This window comes from Candidatus Zixiibacteriota bacterium, from assembly GCA_040753875.1.
In the GTDB taxonomy this organism is placed as follows: domain Bacteria; phylum Zixibacteria; class MSB-5A5; order GN15; family FEB-12; genus DATKJY01.
Genome location: JBFMDV010000030.1, coordinates 60,644 through 83,428, shown reverse-complemented (window position 1 = coordinate 83,428; position 22,785 = coordinate 60,644). Strand labels below are relative to the sequence as shown.

The following is a 22,785-nucleotide window of genomic DNA, read 5'->3' as shown; positions in this document are numbered from 1 at the left end:
GCACCCAGGCATCGATCACCCGTTGCTCCTCAGAAGACAGCGCGATTGGCTCGGCGATATTCATCGCCGGCCAAAATATCAAAGTTCAAATCAAATGTCAATACAATTATGAAACACTACACTAGGTCCTTGCAAACACCGGCCGGACACCGCTTGTCCACCACGTGCGCTATGTATTCCTGGCGGAAATACCGAATAGTCGACAACACCGGGTTCGGCGCACTGCCGCCCAACTGACAGAGACTGGTATCTATGATCACCTGGGACAACTGTTCGAGATAGCTGATATCGTCAAGCGTCCCCTTCCCCTCCGAGATCCGTCTGAGGATGTTGAGCATGACCACAATCCCCTCGCGACATGGCACACACTTGCCGCAGCTCTCCTCCTGGAGGAAATTGAGGAAATACTTGGCCACATCAACCATACAGGAATCTTCATCCATGACGATCATGCCGCCGGAACCCATCATCGAGCCCACCTTGGTCAGCTCGTCGAAATCGACCGGCAGGTCGAGCAGGCTCTCGGGCGCTTCGTCATCGCTGATATCGCCGTGCGCCACCAGGCTCTCATGAACCGACTCATCGCGCGTTTCCACGATCAACGTTCCACCGGAGGGACCGCCGGTCTGGACGGCCTTGAACCGCTTGCCGCCGGGGACACCGCCACCGATATCATAGAGGATTTCGCGTAGCGTGATCCCCATGGGTACTTCCACCAGGCCGGTGTTGTTGATCTTGCCGGTCAAAGCAAACACCTTGGTTCCTTTCGATCCTTCGGTGCCAATGCTTGCATACCAACTCGAGCCTTTTTCGATTATCAGCGGCACGTTCGCCCAGGTTTCAACGTTGTTGAGGTTGGTCGGCTTGTCGTACAGACCCGCATCGACCGTGTGGATATACTTGGCTCGCGGTTCTCCCACCTTGCCTTCAAGCGAGGCCATAAGAGCCGTGGATTCGCCACATACAAAAGCACCGCCGCCTCGGGAGATCTCAATGTCGAAATCGAAACCGGTGCCAAGTATGTCCTTCCCCAGCAGGCCGAATTGATGGCAGTCCTCAATCGCCTTCGTCAACGTTTCAACTGCTAGCGGATATTCGTTCCGCACGTAGACAAACCCTTCGTGGCTGCCGATTGCATAGGCGCCAATGATCATGCCCTCGATGACCGAGTGCGGGTTCCCTTCGAGCAGCGACCGGTCCATGAAAGCCCCCGGGTCCCCCTCGTCAGCATTGCAGATGACATACTCGACCTCACCGGCGGCTTTACGACACGATGCCCATTTCTTACCGGTCGGAAAGCCGCCGCCCCCTCGTCCCCGCAAACCGGATTTGGCCACCTCGCAGATGATCTGTTCCGGTGCCATCGTTGTCACTGCCTTGACGGCCGGCGCATATCCGCCGAGTCGGATATAATCAGCGATGGACATGGGGTCCATGAATCCGTTCTTGCCGAAGATGAGCCGCAACTGCTTCTTGTAAAAAGGGATGTCTTTGGCATAGGTGATCGTCTCGCCCGAGCCGGGATCGCGATAAAGCAAACGATGGACGATTCGCCCTCCCTTGATGGTCTGATCCATGACCAATTTGACATCGGCCGGCTTGAGCCGCTGATAGAAAATTCCCTGTGGTTCGATAACTGCGAGTGGCCCACGTTCACAGAAACCGTGGCACCCGGTGGTCTTAAGCTCGACTTCGTTTTCAAGACGTTCATGTTCTATCTCGCGGCGAAATGCCTCCGCCACCGGCAAGCATCCACAGGCGCGACAGCCGGTTCCGGCACAGATCGTGATCACCGATTTGAGTGGATTGAACTCGGAAGTCAGCTTTTCGCGGAGCCTCTCGAGGTCCTGCACCGACTGGAGTCTTTCGGCAATCATGCGACCTCCTCTACTGCCGACGTTTCGGTCTTGCGGCCCTTTGCCTTGTGCCGTAGTTCCGTCAGCAGTTTATCCACTTTGGTGACGTTCATATGGCCATGATAGTCGTCATTGACTGTCACGAGCGGCCCCAGCGCACAGGCACCGAGGCAATTGACCCGCTCCAGGCTGAATTCAAGGTCACCCGTCGTGCTGCCGGACGGAATTCCAAGCTCCCGCTCGAATTTGTCGACTATCACCGTTGCCTGACGCACATGGCAAGCGGTGCCGGTGCAAACGCAGATATGGTGTTTCCTCTTGGGCTCGAGACTGAATGTGCGGTAAAACGTGGCGACACCGTAGATCTGCGCCAGCGGCAGTCGCATTTTCTTGGCCACCGCCTCGAGCGCATCCTTGGGGAGGTAATTGTAGTTCTTCTGGACATCCAGCAGAATCATGATGAGGGCTGATGGTTTCGCGCCGTATTTCTGCACTATTGAGGAAATGACTTCGTTGATGTCATAGTCAGGATGTATTTTCAGGGTCATGGCGTCACCTCTTCCTCCACCGATGTCTCGACATTCTCCGGCATCGGCTGCGCCCCGGTCAGAACGGTGATGTCGTGCTTGGGACCAAGGATGTATTTGTCCCGAACGTCCAGCAATCGCCCCTTGCGGTAGACGCGCCCGCCGAGCTTCATGCGCCGCTCCGTAGGGAGCGGACGGCTCAGGCAGACCTCAAGACAGGTGCCGCAACTGTTGCAGATATCAGGGTCGACATAGCGGGGTTTCTTTCGGAGCTTCACCTTGAAATTCCCCACAGAACCTGACACGCTTTCGACCTCGGCCCAGGTGATCAGTCGGATGTGCGGGTGTTTGCCCACCGCCACCATCTTCTGCGTAAGGATACACGCGGCGCAGTCCAGGGTGGGGAAGGTCTTGTCGAACTGCGACATATGACCGCCGATTGATGGCTCCCGTTCGACCAGCACCACCTCGAAACCTGCATCGGCCATCTGAAGCGCCGCCTCGATCCCCGCAATACCGCCGCCGACTACCAAGGCGCGTTTGGTAATAGGGACTCGTCTCATTTCCAGCGCTTCGTGGAAGCGGACGCGATTGACAGCCGCCCGCAAGAGCGCCTTGGCCTTCTCGGTAGCAGCTTTCTGGTCGGTCGTGACCCAGCTCACCTGCTCACGGATATTGGTCATCTCGAAGAAATACCGGTTAAGCCCGGCTGCGGCGATCGCCGTGTGGAACGTATTCTCGTGCATGAGCGGGCTGCAGGCAGCGACCACCACCCGCTCCAAACCAAGCTCTTTAATATCTTTCTGGATCAGTTCCTGCCCCGGGTCGGAGCACATGAAACGATAATGGCGCGCCACAACCACTCCGGGGAGTCCAGCTGCGTGTCCTGCGACTGCGGCAACATCCACAACCTTGGCGATATTGGACCCGCAGTGACAAACGTAGACCCCTATCTGTGGGAGGTTCTTACCATTGTTGTCAGCGATATTGGTCATATCGCCACCTCGGCGGCACGCGCCATCAGTTTGTCCGGCGCCACCAGCAACTTGTCAAGTCCCATCTTCCTCGGAGAAATCCCCAAGGCAACTCCCACCAGGTGGGTGAAATAGACAACCGGGATATGGAAGTCCGAGCCGAACGCCCGATTGATCTTCCCCTGGTACGACTCGAGGTTCATCTCACACAGGGGACAGGCGGTGGCGATAATATCGGCGCCGTTGTCGGCCGCCGCCTGAAGCAACGTATAGTTGAGCTTGAGTGCGATCTCCTCTTGCGTTGTCATCAGCATCCCACCACAACAACGTACTTTGGGTGGATAATAGGTCACGGTTGCACCCACCGCAGCGAGGAGTTGATCCATCGTGACCGGATCATCTTGGTCATCGAAAAATCCCAACGGGCGCACGATTTGACAGCCGTAATACGGCGCCACCCGCAGGCCAGCCAGCGGTTTCTTGACTCTGGTCCGTATAGTTTCCAGGCCAATATCGTGAACGAGAATGTCCAACGGGTGGCGGATCTCGACGGTCGTGTTGTACGACAGGTCGGCGGCTCGCACGCCTCATTGATCTTGTCCCTCTTAGCAGGATCCCAGTTGAGTTCACGGTTGGTTTTGCGAAGGATCGTATAACAACTACTGCAGGGAGCGCAAATATCCGTACCCATTTTCTCGGCAATGGCGAGGTTTCGAGCACTGATGGCCTGTGCCACCGTCTTCTTGACTGACATGTACATGGTGGCACTGCAACAGTTCCAGTCCTCGATCTCCCTAAGCCCTATGTCCAACGCCTTGAACACCTCGCGTACGGACATATCGTAGGGACTGGAAGTGTGCTCAAGACTGCATCCGGGATAGTACGCATAGTCGCGCATGGTTTATTCTCCCAACTGGTCGGCACGCCTGATAATCGCACGGACCTGATTCACCCGCCGGATCTTACGGGGGAGCAGTTTGAGACGCCCACGGCGCATGAGCGAGAAACCATATCCCATCTGACCAAACAGCTTGGTCCAGCCGGACCTCATGAAATACCGGATGCCCAGTCCGAGCTCATAGTTGCGTCCGTACTTGTACACGTTGTCCACAAACGCCCTTGAGAGCGCGTGTACCGGGAATTTCTGCGGGTAGATCCGCTTGTTCATGGCCAGGCGCTTGAGGGCGTACATGGTGTCGGTGACTTTGATTCCAGAAGGGCAGCGGACAGTACAGGAATAACAGGAGGCGCATATCCATATCGTGCGACTTTGCAGAATGTCTTCCAGTAGACCGGCGCGAAACAGCGCAACGGTGGCGCGTGGTGTGATATCCATAGCATACGAGACCCGACAGGTGCCGGTGCAGGTCCCGCATTGTAGACATTCCTTGATCTTGTGGCCGTCTGGAATAGACGCGACTTGCTCCCAGAATGCGGCCCGAAGGGTCGCCTCCTTCTGCGGAAATCTTTCTATCGCTGTCGTCATGCACCCTCCTGCGTGGATGCGTTCACCACGGTTTCACATTGTTCGGCTGGTCTTTCGGCGGCAAATGTAAGTAAAGCAGTCGAACCAGTCCTAATATCGACAAATCAGTCTCTGTTATACTTCGGCGTGGTCATAAGTCAAGAGATTTTTTTCACAAAATCGGAATAATCTCGTGAAAAATGAGGCTAACTCAGGCGTGTTCGTAAATTTTCATAATATATTGTTATACTGTATGTTACTACAGACCATTTAGCTGCTTCGGAGGGCACTGAGACCGTTTTAATAGTGATTATTGGCACAAGCAACTATAAGAAAAGCCCGGCTGGAAGCCGGGCTTGATGGGACTAGGTGTAGTCCAAATGTAATTGAACGCGTATGAGATTACTTGAGCATCAGCATCTTCTTCGTCTCAACACGCTCACCAAATACCATGCGGTAGAAATAGACCCCCGACGACACGGTGACACCCGCATCGTTCCGACCATTCCAGGTTACCACGTGCTGGCCTGGTCCATACGAACCATCGGCAAGAACCGTCACGCGCTGACCGAGCAGGTTGTACACTTCCAGGAGCACGTTGCCGGGCGCCGGCAGCGTGAAGGAAATGTCGGTGGTCGGGTTGAAGGGGTTTGGATAGTTTTGTGATAGGGTGAACCCATCCGGAAGGCTCTGCTCCTGCCCCTGAGTCATCTGCAAGGCCGCCCCTCCGGCTGCGGTGGAGCCACGGAACTCGATCTCGTCAATGTAGACGTCATCGGCATTCGCGCTGGCATCGCACATGAAGCGCAGCTTTGCGTTGGCAGGGAACGTGTATTGGCTGTTCGAAATCGTGACAATGACGTTGTAGAAGTATCCGTTCACGAACTCTGTACCTGAACGAAGCGCCGCCACAGTCCGCCACACGGAACCGTCGAAGAACTGTACCCAGAAGTCTTCGCCGCTCTCCATGCTTACTGCCCTGAACCAAAACTCCACCTCAAGCGTCGCATAACCGGTGACGTTGTACCCGAGTGTATGATAGAAAGAAGATGCGACACCGGAATTATCCTGGATATCCGCCGCTGCTATGCCCTGATGCGCATAGGTTGCGCCGGTGTAACGCGCCATGTCGGCACCTCCATCCCTATAGCTGCCCATTCCGGCCTCGAAGTCGTCGTACGTGATGACCGTCCAGGCAGGTGCCGATGTGACCGTGATATAGTTCAGCTTGGTCTCGACATCAGAACCATACGCGTTGGTCGCCGTGAGCGTTACCGTGTAGGTGCCGGCCGTTGTGTAGGTATGAGAAGGATTCTGCAGAGTCGACGTGCCACCATCGCCGAAATCCCAGCTCCAGCTTGTCGGGCCGTTGGTCGAGGCATCCGTGAAAACCACCGTCAACGGGATCGTACCCGAGGTCGGCGTGCCAGAGAAGGCGGCTACCGGCGGGTTCGTCGGCGGGTTCGTAACTGTAATGTAACCGACCTTGACCTCACTATCCGAGCCGTAGGCATTGGTCGCAGTCAGCGAGACCGTGTAGGTGCCCGCGGTGGTGTAAGTGTGCGACGGATTCTGGAGTGTCGACGTGCCGCCGTCACCGAAATCCCAACTCCAGCTTGTCGGGCCGTTGGTCGAGGCGTCGGTGAAGGTTACCGCCAGCGGAGCATAGCCCGAGGTCGGTGTACCGGAGAATGCAGCCACTGGTGGATTGTTCCCGACCGTCAAGAGAGCCGCATTCGCATCAACCAAGCCGTAGCCATAGTATTGATCCCAACCTGCGGTGCCGAGGTCCATTGCGGTATTCTGCAACGCTGCCCGGACGGCATCAGGGGTCATGCTGCCGCCGGCCTTCGAAATCAAAAGGGCGGCCACGCCCGCGACGTGCGGACTGGCCATGGAGGTACCTTCGTAGAAGTAATAAGAGAACGTCCCGTAGTTGACCCCGTCGTGGGTCTGCTGCAGGACACCGTCGACATACCCGTCAGCATTCTGGTCGACATTCAAGTCTCCTCCCGGAGCACAAATGTCGACGGTCGTGCCATAACTGGTGTACCAGGTATAGGTTTTGTCATAACGAACAGCCGACACCGAGATACACTGGGTATAGGCTGCCGGATACTGCGGGGCGGAAGTGCCGGCGTTACCGGCGGCGCAGACAATGGTGACCCCAGCGTTGTACGCGTAGATAACGGCGTCCTGCAACGTTGTGGAGGTCGAAGGTCCGCCCAGACTCATGTTGATCACTTCGGCACCGTTGTCAGCCGCGAAGATGATACCGTTGGCGATGGCGGTATACGTGCCGCTGCCGGAGGCATCAAGAACCTTCACCGGCATGATGCTGCAGTTGAAGGCGACACCGGTCACGCCGAGGCTGTTGTTGGTCGTCTGAGCGACGGTGCCGGCCACGTGGGTGCCGTGGCCGCAGTCATCGTTCGGGTGGGCATCGTTGTTAACAAAGTCGTAGCCGGGTACGAAACTCGTACCGGCGAGATCCGGAGCCTGGGTGAAGGCGCCGTAGGTTTCGTACGCCACTCCACAGTCGATAACCGCCACGACCACACTGGGGATACCGGTCGATTGATCCCAGGCAGCCGGCATGTTTATCAGAGGCATGTGCCACTGGTACGAATAGTACGGATCATTCGGAGTGAAGAACGCTTTGGCGATATAGTTCGGCTCGGCGTATTCAACATCAGGTCGGCTGCTGAAAGCCGCAACCATCTCTTCGACTGTTTTGTCAGCCGGGATGCGGAGCTGCTGGAATCCGATTCTCTCGTTGGTTGAAATAACCGAGGTGCCAAGCGCTGCTTGAACCGAAGCGGCTTGCTGTTTGCTCACCCCATCTTTGAATTTCACAACGATCTCGCCCGGAGCGTAGCTCTCACCGCCTGGGCTGGCGCAGGACTGTCCAATGCGAAGATCGTCGGCAGCGGATGCGAGACTGAATAAAGCAACAACGACAATGAACGCAGAGAATACTTGCATTGCCCCAAAGATTCCCAACCTCTTCATAGTCTCTCCTGTGATTAGTGAGGTTTCAGAAGTTTCTGCTTACGCTTTAAGAAGTCAGTCTGCGAGTGATCGAAGCTATGTCATTCTCACCTCCCCTGCACGCTCAATGTCGATCATAGGAATTACACGTTTCCGCGACTCAGGGTCTCTTAATTGTGTGTGTTAATGGTACCCCATCTGGACCTGGGATCCTACTATAAAATGAATAATATAGCATACCGTCAATAATGCAAGTTTTTTTGTAGGAATAAAGGGCCGCTTGAGTTCTTAACCTTTGAATCTCATAGTTTGACGATCGTCAGTGGTAGTGTAGATTCAGACAGGGGATTGATCAGTACCGAGCGACCGTGACGAGTTTCGTTATTTTTTTCACGAGGCAGTTGCGGCGCAAGAGATTCTGTATTAGTCTCCAGTCTGGCACATCAGATTGCGGGCCAACGTATTACAGGTACGTCGAGCAGGCATCCGGGTATTCGGACTCCCGTGATTCTCTTGACATTTCAGGCAAAATGATATAAACATAGCCGCGCGAGACAACAGAAGAATCGAAAGATGGATTTGTTAGCTTATGTTCAGCGGTTTGCCGGAGCATCACACTTGGGCCACGGCAGTCGCCGGCACAGCAGATCGCTCCCGGTTCTTTCAGACTCGCGTGATATCGTCTCAACTTGTAAGGAGGCATAAATGGAAAGCAAAGGGTTCAACCCGTTTGCAATGGCGCAAGCCCAGTTCGACAAAGCGGCTGATATACTCTCGCTCGATCAGGCCACCCGGGACCTGCTTCGCAACCCCATGCGGGAATATCAGTTCAATATCCCGGTAAGGATGGACGACGGCAATGTGAAAGTGTTCCGCGGTTTCCGCGTGCAGCACAGCGATGCCCGCGGTCCGTGCAAGGGTGGGATTCGCTTCCACCCGCAAGAGACTATAGATACGGTGCGGGCGTTGGCCATGTGGATGACCTGGAAATGCTCGGCAGTCGAGATTCCGCTCGGGGGCGGCAAAGGGGGCGTGATCTGCGACCCACATAACCTGAGCATGCGCGAGCAGGAACTGATCTGCCGGGGCTGGGTGCGCCAGTTGTCGCGCGATATCGGCCCGCTCATCGATGTCCCGGCGCCGGATGTCATGACCAATGCGCAGCACATGCTCTGGATGCTCGACGAGTTCGAGACAATTCATCGGGCAAAGTTGCCGGGTCTCATTACCGGCAAGCCGGTCGGTATGGGAGGCTCGCTCGGACGCACGGAAGCGACCGGATATGGCGTTGTCTACACGGTCCGCGAGGCTCTCAAGGAACTGGGGCTGAAGCCCGAGAGCACGGTTGCGGCCGTGCAGGGGTTCGGGAACGTTGCCCAGTATGCGGTCAAGCTGTACCAGCATCTGGGGGGTAAGGTCATCTGTGTCTCCTGTTGGGACCAACATGACCAGGTTTCCTACACGTTCAAGAAAACTGATGGAGTCGATGTTGACGCTCTCATGGCGATCACCGATCGCTTTGGCGGTATCGACAAGAATAAGGCGCGGGACCTTGGGTACGAGATACTGCCGGCCGCGGCCTGGCTCGAACAGGATGTGGACATCCTCTTCCCCTGCGCGATCGAAAACCAGATCACCGCTGAGAATGTTGGCAAGATCAGTCGTCGTGTGCGTCTCATCGCCGAAGGGGCAAACGGCCCGACAACGCCTGAGGCGGACAAGGTGATCCAGGAACGCGGAATTTTCATGATCCCCGATTTTCTGGCCAATGCCGGCGGTGTCACCTGCAGCTACTTCGAGCAGGTGCAGAGTAACATGAACTATTTCTGGGAGAAGGACGAAGTGCTGAGCAAACTGGACGTTAAGATGACCTCGGCGTTCCAGGCGATCAGCGAGCTGGCGCGCAAGCGCAAGCTCTACATGCGGGATGCGGCATACGTGATCGCGGTCAGTCGCGTGGCCCAGGCTGCCAAGGACCGAGGCTGGGTCTGATCTCCAGATAGGTGATATCTTCCTCCTGAAGCGGGCTGCTGAGTCCAATTTGCTGACTCAGCAGTCCGTATTGTTTTCCCTACAATTCAACGGTCTCGCCCAATTCCGGGATGTGGGTTGGCCACCCTCTCTCCTGCTTCAAATGGTCTGCCATCGCCTGGCTCTGAGTTGGTTCGCCATGAGTCAGAAACACACGTTTCGGAGGCTTCATAGGCTCAAGCCAGTGCATGATCTCGAAATAGTCGGCATGACCCGACAGACCCCCCAGACGTGCGGTCTTCGCCCGTACCTCAACTGGCGTTTTGTGGATATATACCAGCTTGTCGCCATCGGCAAGCTTTCTACCAACCGTGCCTTCCGCCATGAACCCGACCAGTGCTACGATGTTTTTCGGGTCTCCCAGGCGATTCAACAGGTGGTGCATGATGCGCCCGCCGGCGCACATGCCGCTGGCCGAGATGATGATCGCCGGACCGCGAAGTCGGTTCAGTTTCTTGGAGGCGGTCCGCTTGCGGTGACGATGCACACGAGGTCCTTCAAGCACAGCTTCAATACCGCCCGCTTGCTGAACATCGAGAGAATGATAGGAAGCGTACTTCACATAGATGTCAGTGGCGGAAATGGCCATTGGAGAATCAATATGCACCTCGATCGGCCGGATCCAGTTGTGTTGTATCAGGTCATTGACCAGGTAGGTGATCTGCTGCGTGCGGCCAATAGCAAACGCCGGGATCACCAGCACGCCTCCGCACGATTGTATCTCCTTGATAAGACTGGCGAACTCAGTGTGTGGATCCTCGGCCGGGTGCACGCGGCCTCCGTAAGTGGATTCACACACCAGGTAATCGCAGCTTGGAGGTTCGGCAGGATTGCGTGTGACCGGATTGCCGTACCGGCCTATATCTCCCGAAAACAAAATCGATACCTCGCGCGAGCCGTCATTCATTTCTATTTCTACCGACGCCGCTCCAAGGATATGGCCAACCACGTGATACCGGAAACGAATCTCTTCTCCGATACGAGTCCACACGTTGAACGGCAGCGGGGCCAGATGTCGGATAGTCTCTTCCGCATCGTCCTCCGTGAAAAGCGGCAATGCGACCGGGTGGTGCGTCAACCGCTTGCGGTTACGGTAATCGGCGTCTTCCATCTGGAGATTGGCGGTGTCCCGGAGCGTGATCGCTACAATATCGCAGGTCGGAATTGTGGCGTAGATCTTCCCCTTGAACCCCTGCCTGACCAACCGCGGCAGATACCCGATGTGGTCCACATGGCCGTGGGTAAGCACGACAGCCTCGATCTCGGCAGGGTCGAACGGCGGGGGCGCCCAGTTACGTTCCCGCAGTTCTTTGGCTCCCTGAAACATGCCGCAATCCACCAGGATTTTTCGCTTGTCGACGGTGAGGAGGTATTTTGAGCCGGTGACTGTACCGGCTGCGCCGTGAAATCCCAGTTGTATCATGCGGCCTCACTCATGAAGCGGCCAATATATCTGCTGGCTACAAACGAGACAACGTGGAACTGGCTACAGGATGAAAAAAAGACGGCGGCGAGATGTACTTCCCGCCGCCGGTATTCCTGGCCGCACGCTATATGCGGCACTAACCAACGGTTATTTCAACAGGATCATTTTGCGGGTCTCAACAAACGTCCCGGCTTCAAGTCGATAAATATACATGCCCCCTGCCAGCGGGTGGCCGTCGACACCTGTAGCATCGAACTCGACACTGTGCTGACCGGCCTCGTAGTGCGCATCGACCAGGGTCGTGACGCGCTGACCCATCACGTTGTAAATGTCGATTCGCACGCGTTTCGCCATCGGCAGCTCGAAGCTGATCGTGGTGGTAGGATTGAAAGGATTCGGATAGTTCTGGGCCAGAGCAAACTGCCGCGGCAGCATCTCCTCGTCATCAACTCCCGTGGGGGTTAAGGACAACGCTTCTGTGCGCAGCCGTCCACCACTTGGCTGCATGACGATATCCGGATAGACACGAACGCCGCCAACATGGAGACTTACTGGGTCGCCTTCCTGCGGATACAACTGCAGCGAAGCATCGGCATCATCATAGCCATAAATGGGCAGGAATTTGAGCACACCGTTTTCATAGACGCCGGCGCCACATCGTGTGCCGCTCTGGGTGTACGCTTCGATCAATGTTCCGTTAGCTAGTTCAACACCATCGAGCATGACGCGTGACCCGTAAATGGACATCCAGGACCGAGATGGCGGAACGTCGGAGACACCCCCGTTGGAATCGACGATCGGCCCTCCCCCCCCGAACCCGGGGTACGCGAGTACATCATCAGCTGAACTCTTGACCCAATACCCGAGATTCGGTTTCAACTCGGTGAGAGTGTTGAACTGGGGCTGTGTTGCGCGCCAGATGAGAATGGCATCTTCGAAGGTATAAGCCAGTTCCAGGTTGTCGAGAATCGACGCAAACCCGTCTTCCACCGACAGAATTCCATACGGCCAGTACGAAACAAGATTCCATCCCCTATAAATAGCGATAGCATCATCAGGGTTGATATCATATCCGCACAGGTCAAGATCGACATTGTCTCGCATCTTGAACCAATAGCCATGGCGGTGATCGAGCCGGTCGAGCGTTGAATACTGTTCAAGGAACGGGTCGTACGTGAGGCCTTTCCGGTCAAAACCGAGAACGACATCGACGTACAGCCAGATGTTTTGCAGAGCCGTCTTGATCGGCTCTGAGTAGGCGACATTGAACGAGATCAGATTCCAGCCGGTCTTTAGATGAAGTGTACGGCATACCTGATGGAGGTCGGTGAACTCGCATACGGGGATGCGGTCCCCCATTTCCGTCCATACGACAGGCGGATTGACAAGTACGAATACACCATTGATGCTGAAACGAAGCGTATCCCCCGGAATTGCGCCTTCATCTTCCGTCGTGTATCCATCATCCCGATAGACCGGTGCGAATCCGAATGAACCATCTGGCTCGACTACAGCCAGTCCGCACAGCCTGCCTGATGGGTCGTGTGCACCGATCTCATCACCGGGTTGCAATGGCGCTCCATTGAAAGTAGGGTTCTGGCAGTAGATACTTATCCACTGGTCGGTCGGCGTTACGATTCCGGCCAGACTGACGCACACACTATCAGCTACGGTGTCACTCCCGCACCAATTCCCGGCAACCATCGTCACCAGGTAGCACCCTGAGTATTGGTACTGGTGAACTGGATGGAACGTGCCGACTTCGGTTGTTCCATCGCCGAAGTCCCAAGTGTACCCGGCAGAGAGAAGGTCCGGAGTGCAATTTGTGAATTGCACTTCCAGAGGTCTCGTTCCACTACTGGTCGTGAAGCAAGCTTCAGGAGAGGGCACGAACCAGACTTGTGAATAGAACGCACAGGTGTCGGCGCCACAGTCGTTGGCGGCGATTACAGTATGCCTGTAGAGCCCGACCGTATCGGCAAAGAAACAGAGGTTCCCCTCGACGTAGGAGCCGCCGACGACCTCGACATCCGTCGCGCCGGTGATTCGTCCACCGATCCAACGACATACCTCGCCCGCTCCACAAGGCGTAAACTGTTCCGGATCCTCCTGCCAGCAATCTATAATGGGCACCGAACCGGACTCGACGTTTATAGTAAGCATACATGTGTCATTCTCACACGTACCAAACGCAACCACTTCAAAACTGTAGCTTCCGGGTTCCACCGGCGAGAAGCAAAGCCGGCCCTCCTGCCAAGTGGCGCCGTCCAGAAACACGGCTGTCGCACCGGTGATCGGTAGATCGATACAGACCTCGGCCGCTCCACACACCGAAACTGAAATCGGTTCCGGAGGACAGACGATCTGTGGTCGCTGGGCGAATTCGACATTCACAAAAACATCGCACTCCACACTACCACAGGTATTCGTCGCCATGACAGATGCCGAGTAGGCTGTCTGAGAGTCCGTGACAAAACAGAGACGGCCGTTTACCCAGTGACCACCCACGACGCCGCTTACACCGATGATATCGGCCCGATCGATCGGCAATTCAACGCAGGCTGTATCGCCGGGATAGCATACCGAGGCGTTCAATTCGATAAGAGGACAATGAACAAACGGCGGCATTTCCCGGGTGACGCTGACGAAGAATTCGCAGGTCTTCTGACCACACCTGTTCTTCGCGGTAACCGCGAATGCATACACTCCGGACTCTCCGGCGGTGAAACAAAGCTGCCCCTCGGCATACGTGCCACCGGTCACGATGAGCGTGTCGGCATTCGTGACCACCAGCGGGACATCTATACAAACGACCGTGTCACAGCCGGCGAATTGCAGGGTGTCAGTCGGACAGAGCAGGCCGGGAATCGCGTCGACAGTGACATGTACACCAAAGCCATCGACCGTATTTGTACCGCAGTCATTGGTCGCAGAAATGTTGAATGTGTACAGTCCGGATGTATCAGCGCTGAAACAGAGCGTGTCACTGGCCCACTCGCCCCCACCGACCAGGACCTGATCGGCACCGACAATTAGACACGGAACACAGACCGGGCCGGGGCCACAGATCGCTATCGATGGCGGCGTAAACGGCACGATGATGGCCGGTTTTTCGCGCTTGATGATCTGGACTGCGACAGTGCACTCGCTGCTTCCGCAGTAATTCGTACCCCGAACCGATATGAGATAGTAGCCGGCTGTGTCCGGGAAAAAGCAGAGCGTGTCATTGCGCCACGATCCCAGACTCGTTGTCACTTGATTTGCATCGCGAACAGGTACCGGCACACAAACCTCGGCGAACTCGCACTGTTCAATCGTGAATATAGTGTCGGTGCAACCGACTGCAGGTTTCGCTTCGATCGTCACTACGGCGGAGACAACACAGGTGTCTGCGCCGCAGGCGTTGACTGCGATAACGGTAGCGTAGTAGACACCCGATGAATCCACCTGGATGCAAAGCCCGCTGTCGTTCACTTCCGCACCAGAGGCTATTACGGATGCTGCGTTCTTGGTGGGGACGACCAGACAGACCTTGCCGGGAGCACACAGCGACAGTTGGAACGGCTCCCCTGGACAGACAATCTGCGGGGCAGCACCGAAAGAGACTTCGACCGTGACAGAGCAGGAATCAACCTGAGTACCGAGATTGGCAATCACCTGAAACTGATAAGTTCCCGCAGCCGGAGCCTGAAAGCAGAACGACCCGTTATTCCAGGTGGCCCCGTCGACCGAGACCGAAATGCCATCCGGAATTGGCAGCGTCACGCATAGTTGCCCCGGACCATCCGCGCATAGCGGCACTGGCGCTGCCGGACACCATTGCGGGGTCTGTGCAGAGAGGTCGGGCGCTACTGCGAGAGTCGTCGCCGCGACAACCGCCAGCGCACTTACGCAGCAGCTCCAGAAGCCAGAAATATCAGCCTTTCCCATTTCGGTATCTCCTCGTGTATGGATAGTAGAGAGCATTGTAGTCAAAATAAACGATTGGTATATGGTTGAGGCGCGGTCACACCGACCGAATCCCACTCTCCTTAATATGCACAATCGAAAGGGACGTGCAACAAGAATCCACAGGTTTGTTGAACTCCCGCCCGCCTCGCACCCCATTGCGAAGGAGGCTGTGGGAGCTTCTCAAAGCCAGGGAGCGGACCACGACTTTCCGTCTTGACTTTATCGATATCCAATCCTTATTGGATGAACAAAATCCATAATGAGACCGGAGGTCACGGTGAAACAGTTCGTTGGAACTATCCTGGCGGCGGTTCTGCTGTTCGGATCGGGGTCGGCAAAGATGCATACGGCGAGCGTGGAATACCGGGACGGCGAGGTTGTTCTGGAGGGATATCTTGCCTACGATGACGCGCTGCTCGGTAAACGTCCGGGGGTGCTGGTAATACATGAGTGGAAGGGACTGAATGACTATGCCCGGTCCCGCGCGGACCAACTGGCGCAACTGGGGTATGTCGCGTTCGCGCTCGATATGTACGGCAAGGGGGTTCGCCCGCAAACCAATGAAGACGCAGCAGCTCAGGCCGGGATTTACTACAAGGACCTCTCATTGATGCGCAGGAGGGCCAATGCGGGACTTGAAGCACTCAGGAAGCAACCACAAGTCGATACGTCGCGCCTGGCGGTGATCGGCTACTGTTTTGGCGGCAAAACCGCACTGGAACTGGCTCGAAGCGGCGCCGATCTGAAAGGTGCGGTCAGCTTTCACGGCAACCTGTCAGCAGTCGATCCGGAAGATGGCAAAAAGATCAGATGCAAGATTCTGGTCTGCCACGGCGCCTCCGACCCCCATGTGCCGCCTGATCAGGTCGAGGCGTTCGAAGCCGAAATGACCAACGCCAAAGTAGACTGGCAACTGATCGCCTATGGCGGAGCTGTACATGGCTTCACGAATCCGGCCAACGGCAGTGACCCTGGAGCCGGAGTGGCCTACGATGAGAAGGCGGACAAACGCTCCTGGGCGGCAATGCGAGAGTTCTTCGACGAGATATTCAAGTAGCGCGGTCACAGGACCGGCTCATCATATGCACTACTTGGATTCTGCCGCGGGAGTTCTGAGAAGTTCGTGACCTTCGGAACGAGCCACGTACGTGGCTGCCGTCAGATCGCCGGTAACATTCAGCGTCGTCCGACACATGTCCAATATACGGTCGACCCCGAGAATGATGGCGATGAGAGACGGATTCACGTGAATAGTCGATAACACCACAATGATGAATGGGATCGAACCGGATGGTACCCCCGCTGTGCCGATGCCACCAAGGATCGCCATATACGCAACCACGATCTGTTGTCCGAGGGTTAAGTGCACTCCGGCCAGTTGCGCCAGAAACAGTACCGTCACCCCCTCGTATAACGCAGTACCGTTCTGATTGGCGGTCGCTCCCACGGTAAGCACGAAATTGTTGATATCGCGCGGCACCCCAAGCTTGTGCTCCGATTCGGTGAGAGCGGTCGGAAGGGTGGCATTGGAGGATGAGGTCGAGAACGCGGTCAGCATCACCGTCTTGATTCTTCGGAAGAACTCCAGCGGCGCTATCCGCGACAGGAAATAGACCGACAAACTGTACACGCCAAACATGTGCAGCGACAGTCCAAGCAGAACGGTAATGACAAACCAGCCGAGCGCTTGAAGCAAATCCAGGCCGAATTGAGCCGTGTTGGTGAAAATCAGGCAGGCCACGGCGTACGGCGCAGCGAGCATTATGAGATCGATAACCCTGGCGGCGATCTCGAAGAGGGCCTCACACACTCGGACAAACGGCGCCGAAGTGCTTGAGGGAAGCAGCGTGACAGCAACGCCGAGCACCAGCGCAAAGAACATCAGATGGAGCATATTGGGCGGATCACTCGCCACTGCCGCGATCGGATTGGTGGGCACAAGCGTTTTCACCACCTGCATAACCGGCGACTCCGACTCCCCTTTCCCTTTCTGTGACGCTTCAATTCGCTGGTATGCTTCGGTACCGAACTTTGCTTCCAGCGCGCCGGCGGTCGCTTGATCCACCCGCTTGCCGGGCTGGATACTGTTGGCCAGGGTAATGCCAATGGCAACCGATATTGCCGAGATCACGAATGTGTAGACGAGTGATTTCAGACCGACGCGACCGAGCGTCCTCAGATCGCCGAGTCCGGCCACACCGACTACCAGCGACGCAAACACCAGAGGTATGACCGTCATGAGCAACAACCGCAGGAACAACTGGCCGATCGGTTCAGTAATGTGGTGAACTACCCACGCAGCTTGCAGGTTAGACCCACCGTAGAGCGCGTTAATGCTCACCCCGGCTGTCGCACCGAGTATCAGCCCGAGGAGGATTTTCGTGTGTAGCGGTACCCGCCTGAGCGGCCTGACCGTTGCCGTGCTCGAATCGTTCATGCCTCCTCCGGTCGAAAAATGTACGCTTCGAATGAGTCGTTGTGTTTCGGATTCAAGCGGTACAACAACTGATCGTAATACGATGCCGTTATATGGGTCACCTGTGTCATTGGTCCCAAGTGGGCCGCCACCGAATCAAGAGTGGCCTCCAGCGGTCGACCGTCAGTCGGGAATATCACGACATAGTCAACAGGTCCATTGGCCAGAGCTTCGTCGGACAACCTCGGCAATTCCGCCCAGTCTCGCACAAACCAGGCTTTGGACCGCCGGTCGGCGAACGCAATGGGGACATGGGGGCGCATGTCCGGCTGCACGAACAGCACATGGGCTTCCGGTTTGAGCTTCCGCACACTGAGCACAGATTCTATCAGCCCACGGTGACCATACGCCAGCGATACGGGTACCAGCAGACCAAGGTTGATGGCCGAACTGATGACACAGATCCGGGTGAACGTCCGTGGATTTGCGGTTATTTCCCCTTTGCATAAGAACCGCTCCCACAAAGCCAGGATAGCCATCAGCAGAAATACCGGCAGCATCGGGAGTATGAACCGTTCCTGCTGGTTCGCAGTTGCCATGTGCCAGATAAGGAAGACAAGGAATGAAATGACCAGAGCTCGATGGCGAACAAAAAATCGCTTGTTGAACATCGCCCATGTCGCCGCCAATGAGAACGGCGGTACGAGCAGGAGAAGAAGCAGCGCGGGATACAGGAACGGGATCGTTTTGTAAAGTGGCGCTTGCCCCACATTGATGATCAGATTATTGATCGTGGACCCGGCAAATCGCCCGAGAAGATAATAATCAGCGACCACAGAGAACAGCAGCATGACGGCGACACCGCTTGAATACAGGACAGCGGGCCGAAGCTTCCGCGCCTCAAACCACAGCACGAACGGTATCGGAATAACGGCGAAGGCGATCTGAAAGCGGAGCATCCACGCGAGCCCTGAAACAAGTCCGGCATACAACAACAACCTCCCTCGCGCCTCCGTCTGATGACGGTAGAGGAAAACGAACACGACGATCCAGACGTTACCGCCGACCATCTCGATGAGGTTTCGAACACCAAGAAACGGCATGGCGAACTGGAGTGCGACCATCAGGCCGCCCGTCACCGCCCACGAATCCCGACCTGTCACCTGGCGCGTGATGCGCCAGACTGCCCAGACCGGAAGCAACGATATCGCCGCGTGCGCTGCCCGGATACCATACATCATGGTGTTAAGCGAATCGCTCCCGAATAACTGAAACAGCTTCATGATAAGCCAAAGAAACAACGTGTAGAGAGGGAATCGGCCGACCGTTTCCGATGAAAAGCTGTTCCACGTAAGGAACCCGTTGCTTCCCCAGAAACCGTTCACCAGCCAGTTATAGGCTACCGTCACCGTATCGTAGTAATCGTCGGAGTGCACAAAGCCTTTTGACCAGAGTACCGAACAGAGACGGACAAGCGCAGCCACTGACAAGACACACAACAGGGGATGAGATCGGGCGAACTGCTTCATACTGATCCGGAAAGCACCAACACCGGCCAATAGTCGCAAAGCACTACGGGAATGTCAAGCGCCGCTTCTACTGTCGTTCATGGAAAGACCGGAGCGTCCGAGCCGAATTTGGCGGTTCGGTCCGGCGTTGATAATAGGAGTATCCTTTGAGTGTCTCCGGAAATACCGTTACTATCGGGCCGCTTTGGCGAGGACCTTGGTCTCGTACTGAGCGAGAACCTGGTGGAGAATTCGCACGAGCTCGATATTCTTGAACGGTTTGACAAAATATCCGTCGGCGCCTGCGGCAATGGCATCGCTGGTCGTGTACCGACCCGCATAACCGGTGATAAGTATGACCGGCATATTGGAATCTTTGGCTTTGATCTCGGTGAGAAGCTCGAGTCCACTTTTCCCCGGCAGGAGAATATCTGATACCACTATGTGTACCCTCTGCTGGTCAAGTATCTCCAGACCTGTCTCGGCTGAATCGGCCGTGAGGACCTTGAATCGTTCCAGCGAGAGCATTTCGGCCAGTATATCGCGTATGACGGGCTCGTCGTCGATGACCAGAACACGCCGCTTACCGTCGGCGATCATCTGTGCGATCCGCTTCTCAAGCTGGTCCTTGTCAACCGGGATCGAAAGGACAGCATCGACCCCGAGCCGGCCTATCGACAATATATCCTGCGGGCTGCAATTGGAGCCGTAGACAATAACCGGGATATACTGAAAACGGGGGGTCCGTTTGACGAACCGAACCAGGTCGGCGGCGCAGCCGCCCGAAATACGTGCGCTGCAAAGGACAAGATCGATCGAGGAATCAGACTCCAGTTTGGCCACCGCCTGCTTGAACGAGAGAGCCACCAGACTTTTCCTCTTATTGCTTGAGAGGAGAGGTTCCATCTGGGCGAGTGTCTCTTTGTCACTTTCGACGAGCAGGATGCTCTCGTCAGGGCGATCCGCGGTATGCAAACAGGTACTCCGGTTTTTGATTCTCTGTCTCACCTATATCGGCAGAACCGATGTCCTCCCTGAGCCGGGAAATTCTCATGGTCCTTCTGCCGGCGTGGCCAGAATCATGGGGCAATCGCGCATTTGGAATGTGCATGTCGATGAATCACCAAAGGCGATCCGGTAGCCATCCGGGCCCAAATGGCAGGTCACCAATCATCGACTGGAAGCCGTGAAGCTTAAGAGTGACGGTGTCACTCACTGGCGGGGGATATGGGACACATTTCGAGCTACCTTGCTGATTTCGACAGATAGCCCATGTTTACTCGCAAAGCGGTAAAACAGGCAATGCCTTCGGGGGACGTGGGATATATATCGAACCATGATTCTCAACGCCTGATCGTCGAATGAATGCGCAGGGCGACTGGTTCCATGTACTACATGGCGGAGAGGTAGGGATTCGAACCCTAGATACCCAAAGGGTATAACGGTTTTCGAGACCGCCGCTTTCGACCACTCAGCCACCTCTCCGATCTCACGAGTTACCTCCCTCGGCTTCGGGCCGCAGCAAATCTACACAAAACCAGGACACTGTAAAGCGGTTTATGACGTCAAAAATCGCCCCTGTTTGACCAACCCCAACTGCCGGTCGATCAGCTTTCGAACCATTCCATGGCGTGGACGGACCATCTGGAACACCAGAAATGAGAATACAACGAAATAGACGGCATCGTTGAACTCCCCGCTCAAAAAGAAAAACAAGTAGCCGTAAAGACTGATCGAGGCAATCACCACGAACAGGGGGCGGCAGCGACGCGCATACTCCGAGGCGAAATCCGACTCAAACGACTCTCGACTTCGGATCATGGGCGTGCCAAACAGACGACCTCGCCACCATATTGCGAAAACCGCCTCCCCAACCGCCAACAGGCCGAACAGGTAAAGCGCGACCGTCCTAGTTTCGCCAAGTTTGTCCGGAACAGTCCCGTGAGTGGTCAGGTAATAGCAGACAAACAACAGAGCCATCGGGACTACAATGTTCACGGTCATGCCAAAGAACAGCGGCTTGGCGATGATGTGATTCAAATCGTATTCGGTATCTGCATCGAAGTTCATGGCGCCTCCAGTTTTTGTACAAGATTATTGAATCGGTCAATTGACCTCCCTCTTGTTCTGACGTACCTGCTGGAAAAACTGCCGCATCAGGTCCGAAACCTCGGCTTCCATTATTCCACCCACTATTTCGCACCGATGATTAAGGCGGGGTTCGGTCGGGATTTGAAATATCGATTCGCAGCCGCCGAACTTGGGGTCTTTGGCGCCATACACTATGGTCTTCACACGAGACAAAACCGCCGCCCCCGCACACATCACGCATGGCTCCAGTGTCGAAAAAAGATAGCAATGCTCGAGCCGCCAATCGCCAAAATGCTCGTAAGCAGCCGACAGCGCGATGATCTCGGCGTGGGCGGTGGCGTCGTGCAGCGCGATAGTACGGTTATGGCCGCGCCCGATCACCCGATTCTCGTGCACGACAATCGCCCCCACCGGTACTTCCGACTCCTCAAACGCCAGCTCCGCCTCGCGGAGCGCAAGTTCCATGTATTGGGGATATTGTTCAGGGCTCATTCTGCAAATATAGAGACCCGACGACTCAACACCAATCTGTTTTGTTTCGTGAACCTTTCGAACTGATCGCCTGTTTACACTGGCATCATCAGGTCATGAACGAGTCTTGGAGACAGAGAAAGGACGATAGTATGGAACGGAAAAATATTGTCACTATGAAAGGAAACCCGATAACGCTGGTGGGGCCCGAGTTGAAAATCGGCGACAGGGCGCCGGAGTTTACGTTGCTGGACAACTCGCTCGGGACGGTCAGACTGTCAGACTCCAAGGGGCACGTTCGGCTTCTCTCCGTGGTGCCGTCACTCGATACCAAGGTCTGTGATATTCAGACGGTGACATTCAACAGACGGGCAGCAGAGCTTCCAGGCGATGTGCGGATCTACACGATTTCGGTCGACCTCCCCTTTGCGCAAAGCCGCTACTGCGCAGCCAAAGCGGTCGATAAGCTCCAGACACTTTCGGACCACCGCGATGTATCGTTTGGCACCGCGTATGGTCTCCTCATGAAGGAGGTGCGGCTTCTGGCGCGAGCGGTTCTGATCATCGACAAGAATGATACCATCCGTTATTTCCAGATCGTCCCCGAAGTCGGCACTGAACCGAACTACGATACCGCGCTCGAGGCTCTCAAGAAAGTGGCCGGCTGACGATCCAGGGCCGGTCGTAATCACTCGTCAGGGGTGTTGTCATCAGCATCCGCGGGCAATTCACGACCTAGAGATGGCTCCATCACTTTCCTCAAAGGCGTAAAGAGAAACAGCACCAGCGCCAGCCCCGGAAGAAAAATGGGGAGATAGCGCGCCCAGAGCGGTACGTCAACACTTGGCTCTGCCGGCATAGGTCCGGAAGGACGACCGTGCTGAACCCAGCCGCCGTTACCGTCGGGCCGCCAGCAGTCCTCGCCTGCCAGGAAACCGTATGACGGACCGTAAACCGAGTCCATAACCCAGGCCGGTATGAGATAGAGCAGTATGACTGCCGCGAGCAAATAGACTTGCTTGCGCATGCCTCACGGTAGTGGCGACAATCAACGGTGTCAAGGTGCATCGGCTGACCT

General features: G+C 55.8%; 18 protein-coding genes and 1 tRNA gene. 3 read left to right on the top strand and 16 right to left on the bottom strand.

Features of this window, described 5'->3' with window-relative positions; genetic code table 11:
• Positions 1 to 116: 116 nt before the first annotated feature.
• The 7 genes from AB1644_11525 to AB1644_11495 form a co-directional block, all read right to left on the bottom strand.
• A complete protein-coding gene (locus tag AB1644_11525) occupies positions 117 to 1,877 on the bottom strand; it encodes an NADH-ubiquinone oxidoreductase-F iron-sulfur binding region domain-containing protein (protein ID MEW6051673.1) in 1,761 nt (586 codons plus the stop codon).
• Positions 1,874 to 2,404: an NAD(P)H-dependent oxidoreductase subunit E gene (locus tag AB1644_11520; GenBank protein ID MEW6051672.1), complete on the bottom strand. Its 531-nt coding sequence runs from the start codon at positions 2,402 to 2,404 to the stop codon at positions 1,874 to 1,876. Before AB1644_11520 ends, AB1644_11525 begins: the two co-directional genes overlap by 4 nt.
• Positions 2,401 to 3,378: an FAD-dependent oxidoreductase gene (locus AB1644_11515; GenBank protein MEW6051671.1), complete on the bottom strand. Its 978-nt coding sequence runs from the start codon at positions 3,376 to 3,378 to the stop codon at positions 2,401 to 2,403. Before AB1644_11515 ends, AB1644_11520 begins: the two co-directional genes overlap by 4 nt.
• A complete protein-coding gene (locus AB1644_11510) occupies positions 3,375 to 3,788 on the bottom strand; it encodes a heterodisulfide reductase-related iron-sulfur binding cluster (GenBank protein ID MEW6051670.1) in 414 nt (137 codons plus the stop codon). The genes AB1644_11515 and AB1644_11510 overlap by 4 nt, the downstream gene beginning before the upstream one ends.
• Positions 3,707 to 4,255, bottom strand: coding sequence for a heterodisulfide reductase-related iron-sulfur binding cluster (locus AB1644_11505; GenBank protein MEW6051669.1), 549 nt, complete (start codon positions 4,253 to 4,255; stop codon positions 3,707 to 3,709). The genes AB1644_11510 and AB1644_11505 overlap by 82 nt, the downstream gene beginning before the upstream one ends.
• A gap of 3 nt (positions 4,256 to 4,258) precedes the next feature.
• Positions 4,259 to 4,843, bottom strand: a complete 585-nt coding sequence (locus AB1644_11500; protein MEW6051668.1) for a 4Fe-4S dicluster domain-containing protein — start codon at positions 4,841 to 4,843, stop codon at positions 4,259 to 4,261.
• A gap of 381 nt (positions 4,844 to 5,224) precedes the next feature.
• Positions 5,225 to 7,834, bottom strand: a complete 2,610-nt coding sequence (locus AB1644_11495) for a S8 family serine peptidase (GenBank protein ID MEW6051667.1) — start codon at positions 7,832 to 7,834, stop codon at positions 5,225 to 5,227.
• 684 nt (positions 7,835 to 8,518) lie between these two features.
• Here AB1644_11495 and AB1644_11490 point away from each other — a divergent pair.
• Positions 8,519 to 9,805 carry a Glu/Leu/Phe/Val dehydrogenase gene (locus tag AB1644_11490; GenBank protein ID MEW6051666.1) on the top strand — a complete coding sequence of 429 codons (1,287 nt, stop codon included), beginning with the start codon at positions 8,519 to 8,521 and terminating at the stop codon, positions 9,803 to 9,805.
• 79 nt (positions 9,806 to 9,884) lie between these two features.
• Here the strand turns inward: AB1644_11490 and AB1644_11485 are convergent, their stop codons facing one another.
• Positions 9,885 to 11,267: an MBL fold metallo-hydrolase gene (locus AB1644_11485; protein ID MEW6051665.1), complete on the bottom strand. Its 1,383-nt coding sequence runs from the start codon at positions 11,265 to 11,267 to the stop codon at positions 9,885 to 9,887.
• 150 nt (positions 11,268 to 11,417) lie between these two features.
• The gene (locus tag AB1644_11480; GenBank protein ID MEW6051664.1) at positions 11,418 to 15,200 is read right to left on the bottom strand and encodes a PKD domain-containing protein; all 3,783 of its coding nucleotides are present in this window, start codon (positions 15,198 to 15,200) and stop codon (positions 11,418 to 11,420) included.
• A 361-nt stretch (positions 15,201 to 15,561) separates the two neighbouring features.
• Between AB1644_11480 and AB1644_11475 the strand changes: the two genes are divergently transcribed.
• Positions 15,562 to 16,278, top strand: coding sequence for a dienelactone hydrolase family protein (locus AB1644_11475; GenBank protein ID MEW6051663.1), 717 nt, complete (start codon positions 15,562 to 15,564; stop codon positions 16,276 to 16,278).
• Between the two features lie 30 nt (positions 16,279 to 16,308).
• Here the strand turns inward: AB1644_11475 and AB1644_11470 are convergent, their stop codons facing one another.
• From AB1644_11470 to tadA, 6 genes are all read right to left on the bottom strand, one after another.
• Positions 16,309 to 17,658, bottom strand: a complete 1,350-nt coding sequence (locus tag AB1644_11470) for a dicarboxylate/amino acid:cation symporter (GenBank protein ID MEW6051662.1) — start codon at positions 17,656 to 17,658, stop codon at positions 16,309 to 16,311.
• Positions 17,655 to 19,166 carry a glycosyltransferase family 39 protein gene (locus AB1644_11465; protein MEW6051661.1) on the bottom strand — a complete coding sequence of 504 codons (1,512 nt, stop codon included), beginning with the start codon at positions 19,164 to 19,166 and terminating at the stop codon, positions 17,655 to 17,657. Before AB1644_11465 ends, AB1644_11470 begins: the two co-directional genes overlap by 4 nt.
• A gap of 171 nt (positions 19,167 to 19,337) precedes the next feature.
• Entirely contained in the window at positions 19,338 to 20,120 is a 783-nt protein-coding gene (locus tag AB1644_11460) for a response regulator (protein MEW6051660.1), read from the bottom strand.
• Between the two features lie 421 nt (positions 20,121 to 20,541).
• Positions 20,542 to 20,630: transfer RNA gene (locus AB1644_11455), tRNA-Ser, on the bottom strand.
• 72 nt (positions 20,631 to 20,702) lie between these two features.
• A complete protein-coding gene (locus AB1644_11450) occupies positions 20,703 to 21,215 on the bottom strand; it encodes a hypothetical protein (protein MEW6051659.1) in 513 nt (170 codons plus the stop codon).
• A gap of 36 nt (positions 21,216 to 21,251) precedes the next feature.
• Entirely contained in the window at positions 21,252 to 21,728 is a 477-nt protein-coding gene (tadA, locus tag AB1644_11445; GenBank protein ID MEW6051658.1) for a tRNA adenosine(34) deaminase TadA, read from the bottom strand.
• A gap of 131 nt (positions 21,729 to 21,859) precedes the next feature.
• Between tadA and tpx the strand changes: the two genes are divergently transcribed.
• Positions 21,860 to 22,375: a thiol peroxidase gene (gene tpx / locus AB1644_11440; protein ID MEW6051657.1), complete on the top strand. Its 516-nt coding sequence runs from the start codon at positions 21,860 to 21,862 to the stop codon at positions 22,373 to 22,375.
• A 20-nt stretch (positions 22,376 to 22,395) separates the two neighbouring features.
• On the opposite strand, the gene AB1644_11435 is transcribed toward tpx, so the two are convergent.
• Positions 22,396 to 22,734, bottom strand: coding sequence for a hypothetical protein (locus AB1644_11435; protein MEW6051656.1), 339 nt, complete (start codon positions 22,732 to 22,734; stop codon positions 22,396 to 22,398).
• Positions 22,735 to 22,785: the final 51 nt, after the last annotated feature.

Excerpts from the sequence above, each read along its gene's own strand:
- AB1644_11525 (MEW6051673.1), bottom strand. The coding sequence starts at position 1,877 with ATGATTGCCGAAAGACTCCAGTCGGTGCAGGACCTCGAGAGGCTCCGC.
- AB1644_11520 (MEW6051672.1), bottom strand. The coding sequence starts at position 2,404 with ATGACCCTGAAAATACATCCTGACTATGACATCAACGAAGTCATTTCC.
- AB1644_11515 (MEW6051671.1), bottom strand. The coding sequence starts at position 3,378 with ATGACCAATATCGCTGACAACAATGGTAAGAACCTCCCACAGATAGGG.
- AB1644_11505 (MEW6051669.1), bottom strand. The coding sequence starts at position 4,255 with ATGCGCGACTATGCGTACTATCCCGGATGCAGTCTTGAGCACACTTCC.
- AB1644_11500 (MEW6051668.1), bottom strand. The coding sequence starts at position 4,843 with ATGACGACAGCGATAGAAAGATTTCCGCAGAAGGAGGCGACCCTTCGG.
- AB1644_11495 (MEW6051667.1), bottom strand. The coding sequence starts at position 7,834 with ATGAAGAGGTTGGGAATCTTTGGGGCAATGCAAGTATTCTCTGCGTTC.
- AB1644_11490 (MEW6051666.1), top strand. The coding sequence starts at position 8,519 with ATGGAAAGCAAAGGGTTCAACCCGTTTGCAATGGCGCAAGCCCAGTTC.
- AB1644_11485 (MEW6051665.1), bottom strand. The coding sequence starts at position 11,267 with ATGATACAACTGGGATTTCACGGCGCAGCCGGTACAGTCACCGGCTCA.
- AB1644_11480 (MEW6051664.1), bottom strand. The coding sequence starts at position 15,200 with ATGGGAAAGGCTGATATTTCTGGCTTCTGGAGCTGCTGCGTAAGTGCG.
- AB1644_11475 (MEW6051663.1), top strand. The coding sequence starts at position 15,562 with ATGCATACGGCGAGCGTGGAATACCGGGACGGCGAGGTTGTTCTGGAG.
- AB1644_11470 (MEW6051662.1), bottom strand. The coding sequence starts at position 17,658 with ATGAACGATTCGAGCACGGCAACGGTCAGGCCGCTCAGGCGGGTACCG.
- AB1644_11465 (MEW6051661.1), bottom strand. The coding sequence starts at position 19,166 with ATGAAGCAGTTCGCCCGATCTCATCCCCTGTTGTGTGTCTTGTCAGTG.
- AB1644_11450 (MEW6051659.1), bottom strand. The coding sequence starts at position 21,215 with ATGAACTTCGATGCAGATACCGAATACGATTTGAATCACATCATCGCC.
- tadA (MEW6051658.1), bottom strand. The coding sequence starts at position 21,728 with ATGAGCCCTGAACAATATCCCCAATACATGGAACTTGCGCTCCGCGAG.
- tpx (MEW6051657.1), top strand. The coding sequence starts at position 21,860 with ATGGAACGGAAAAATATTGTCACTATGAAAGGAAACCCGATAACGCTG.
- AB1644_11435 (MEW6051656.1), bottom strand. The coding sequence starts at position 22,734 with ATGCGCAAGCAAGTCTATTTGCTCGCGGCAGTCATACTGCTCTATCTC.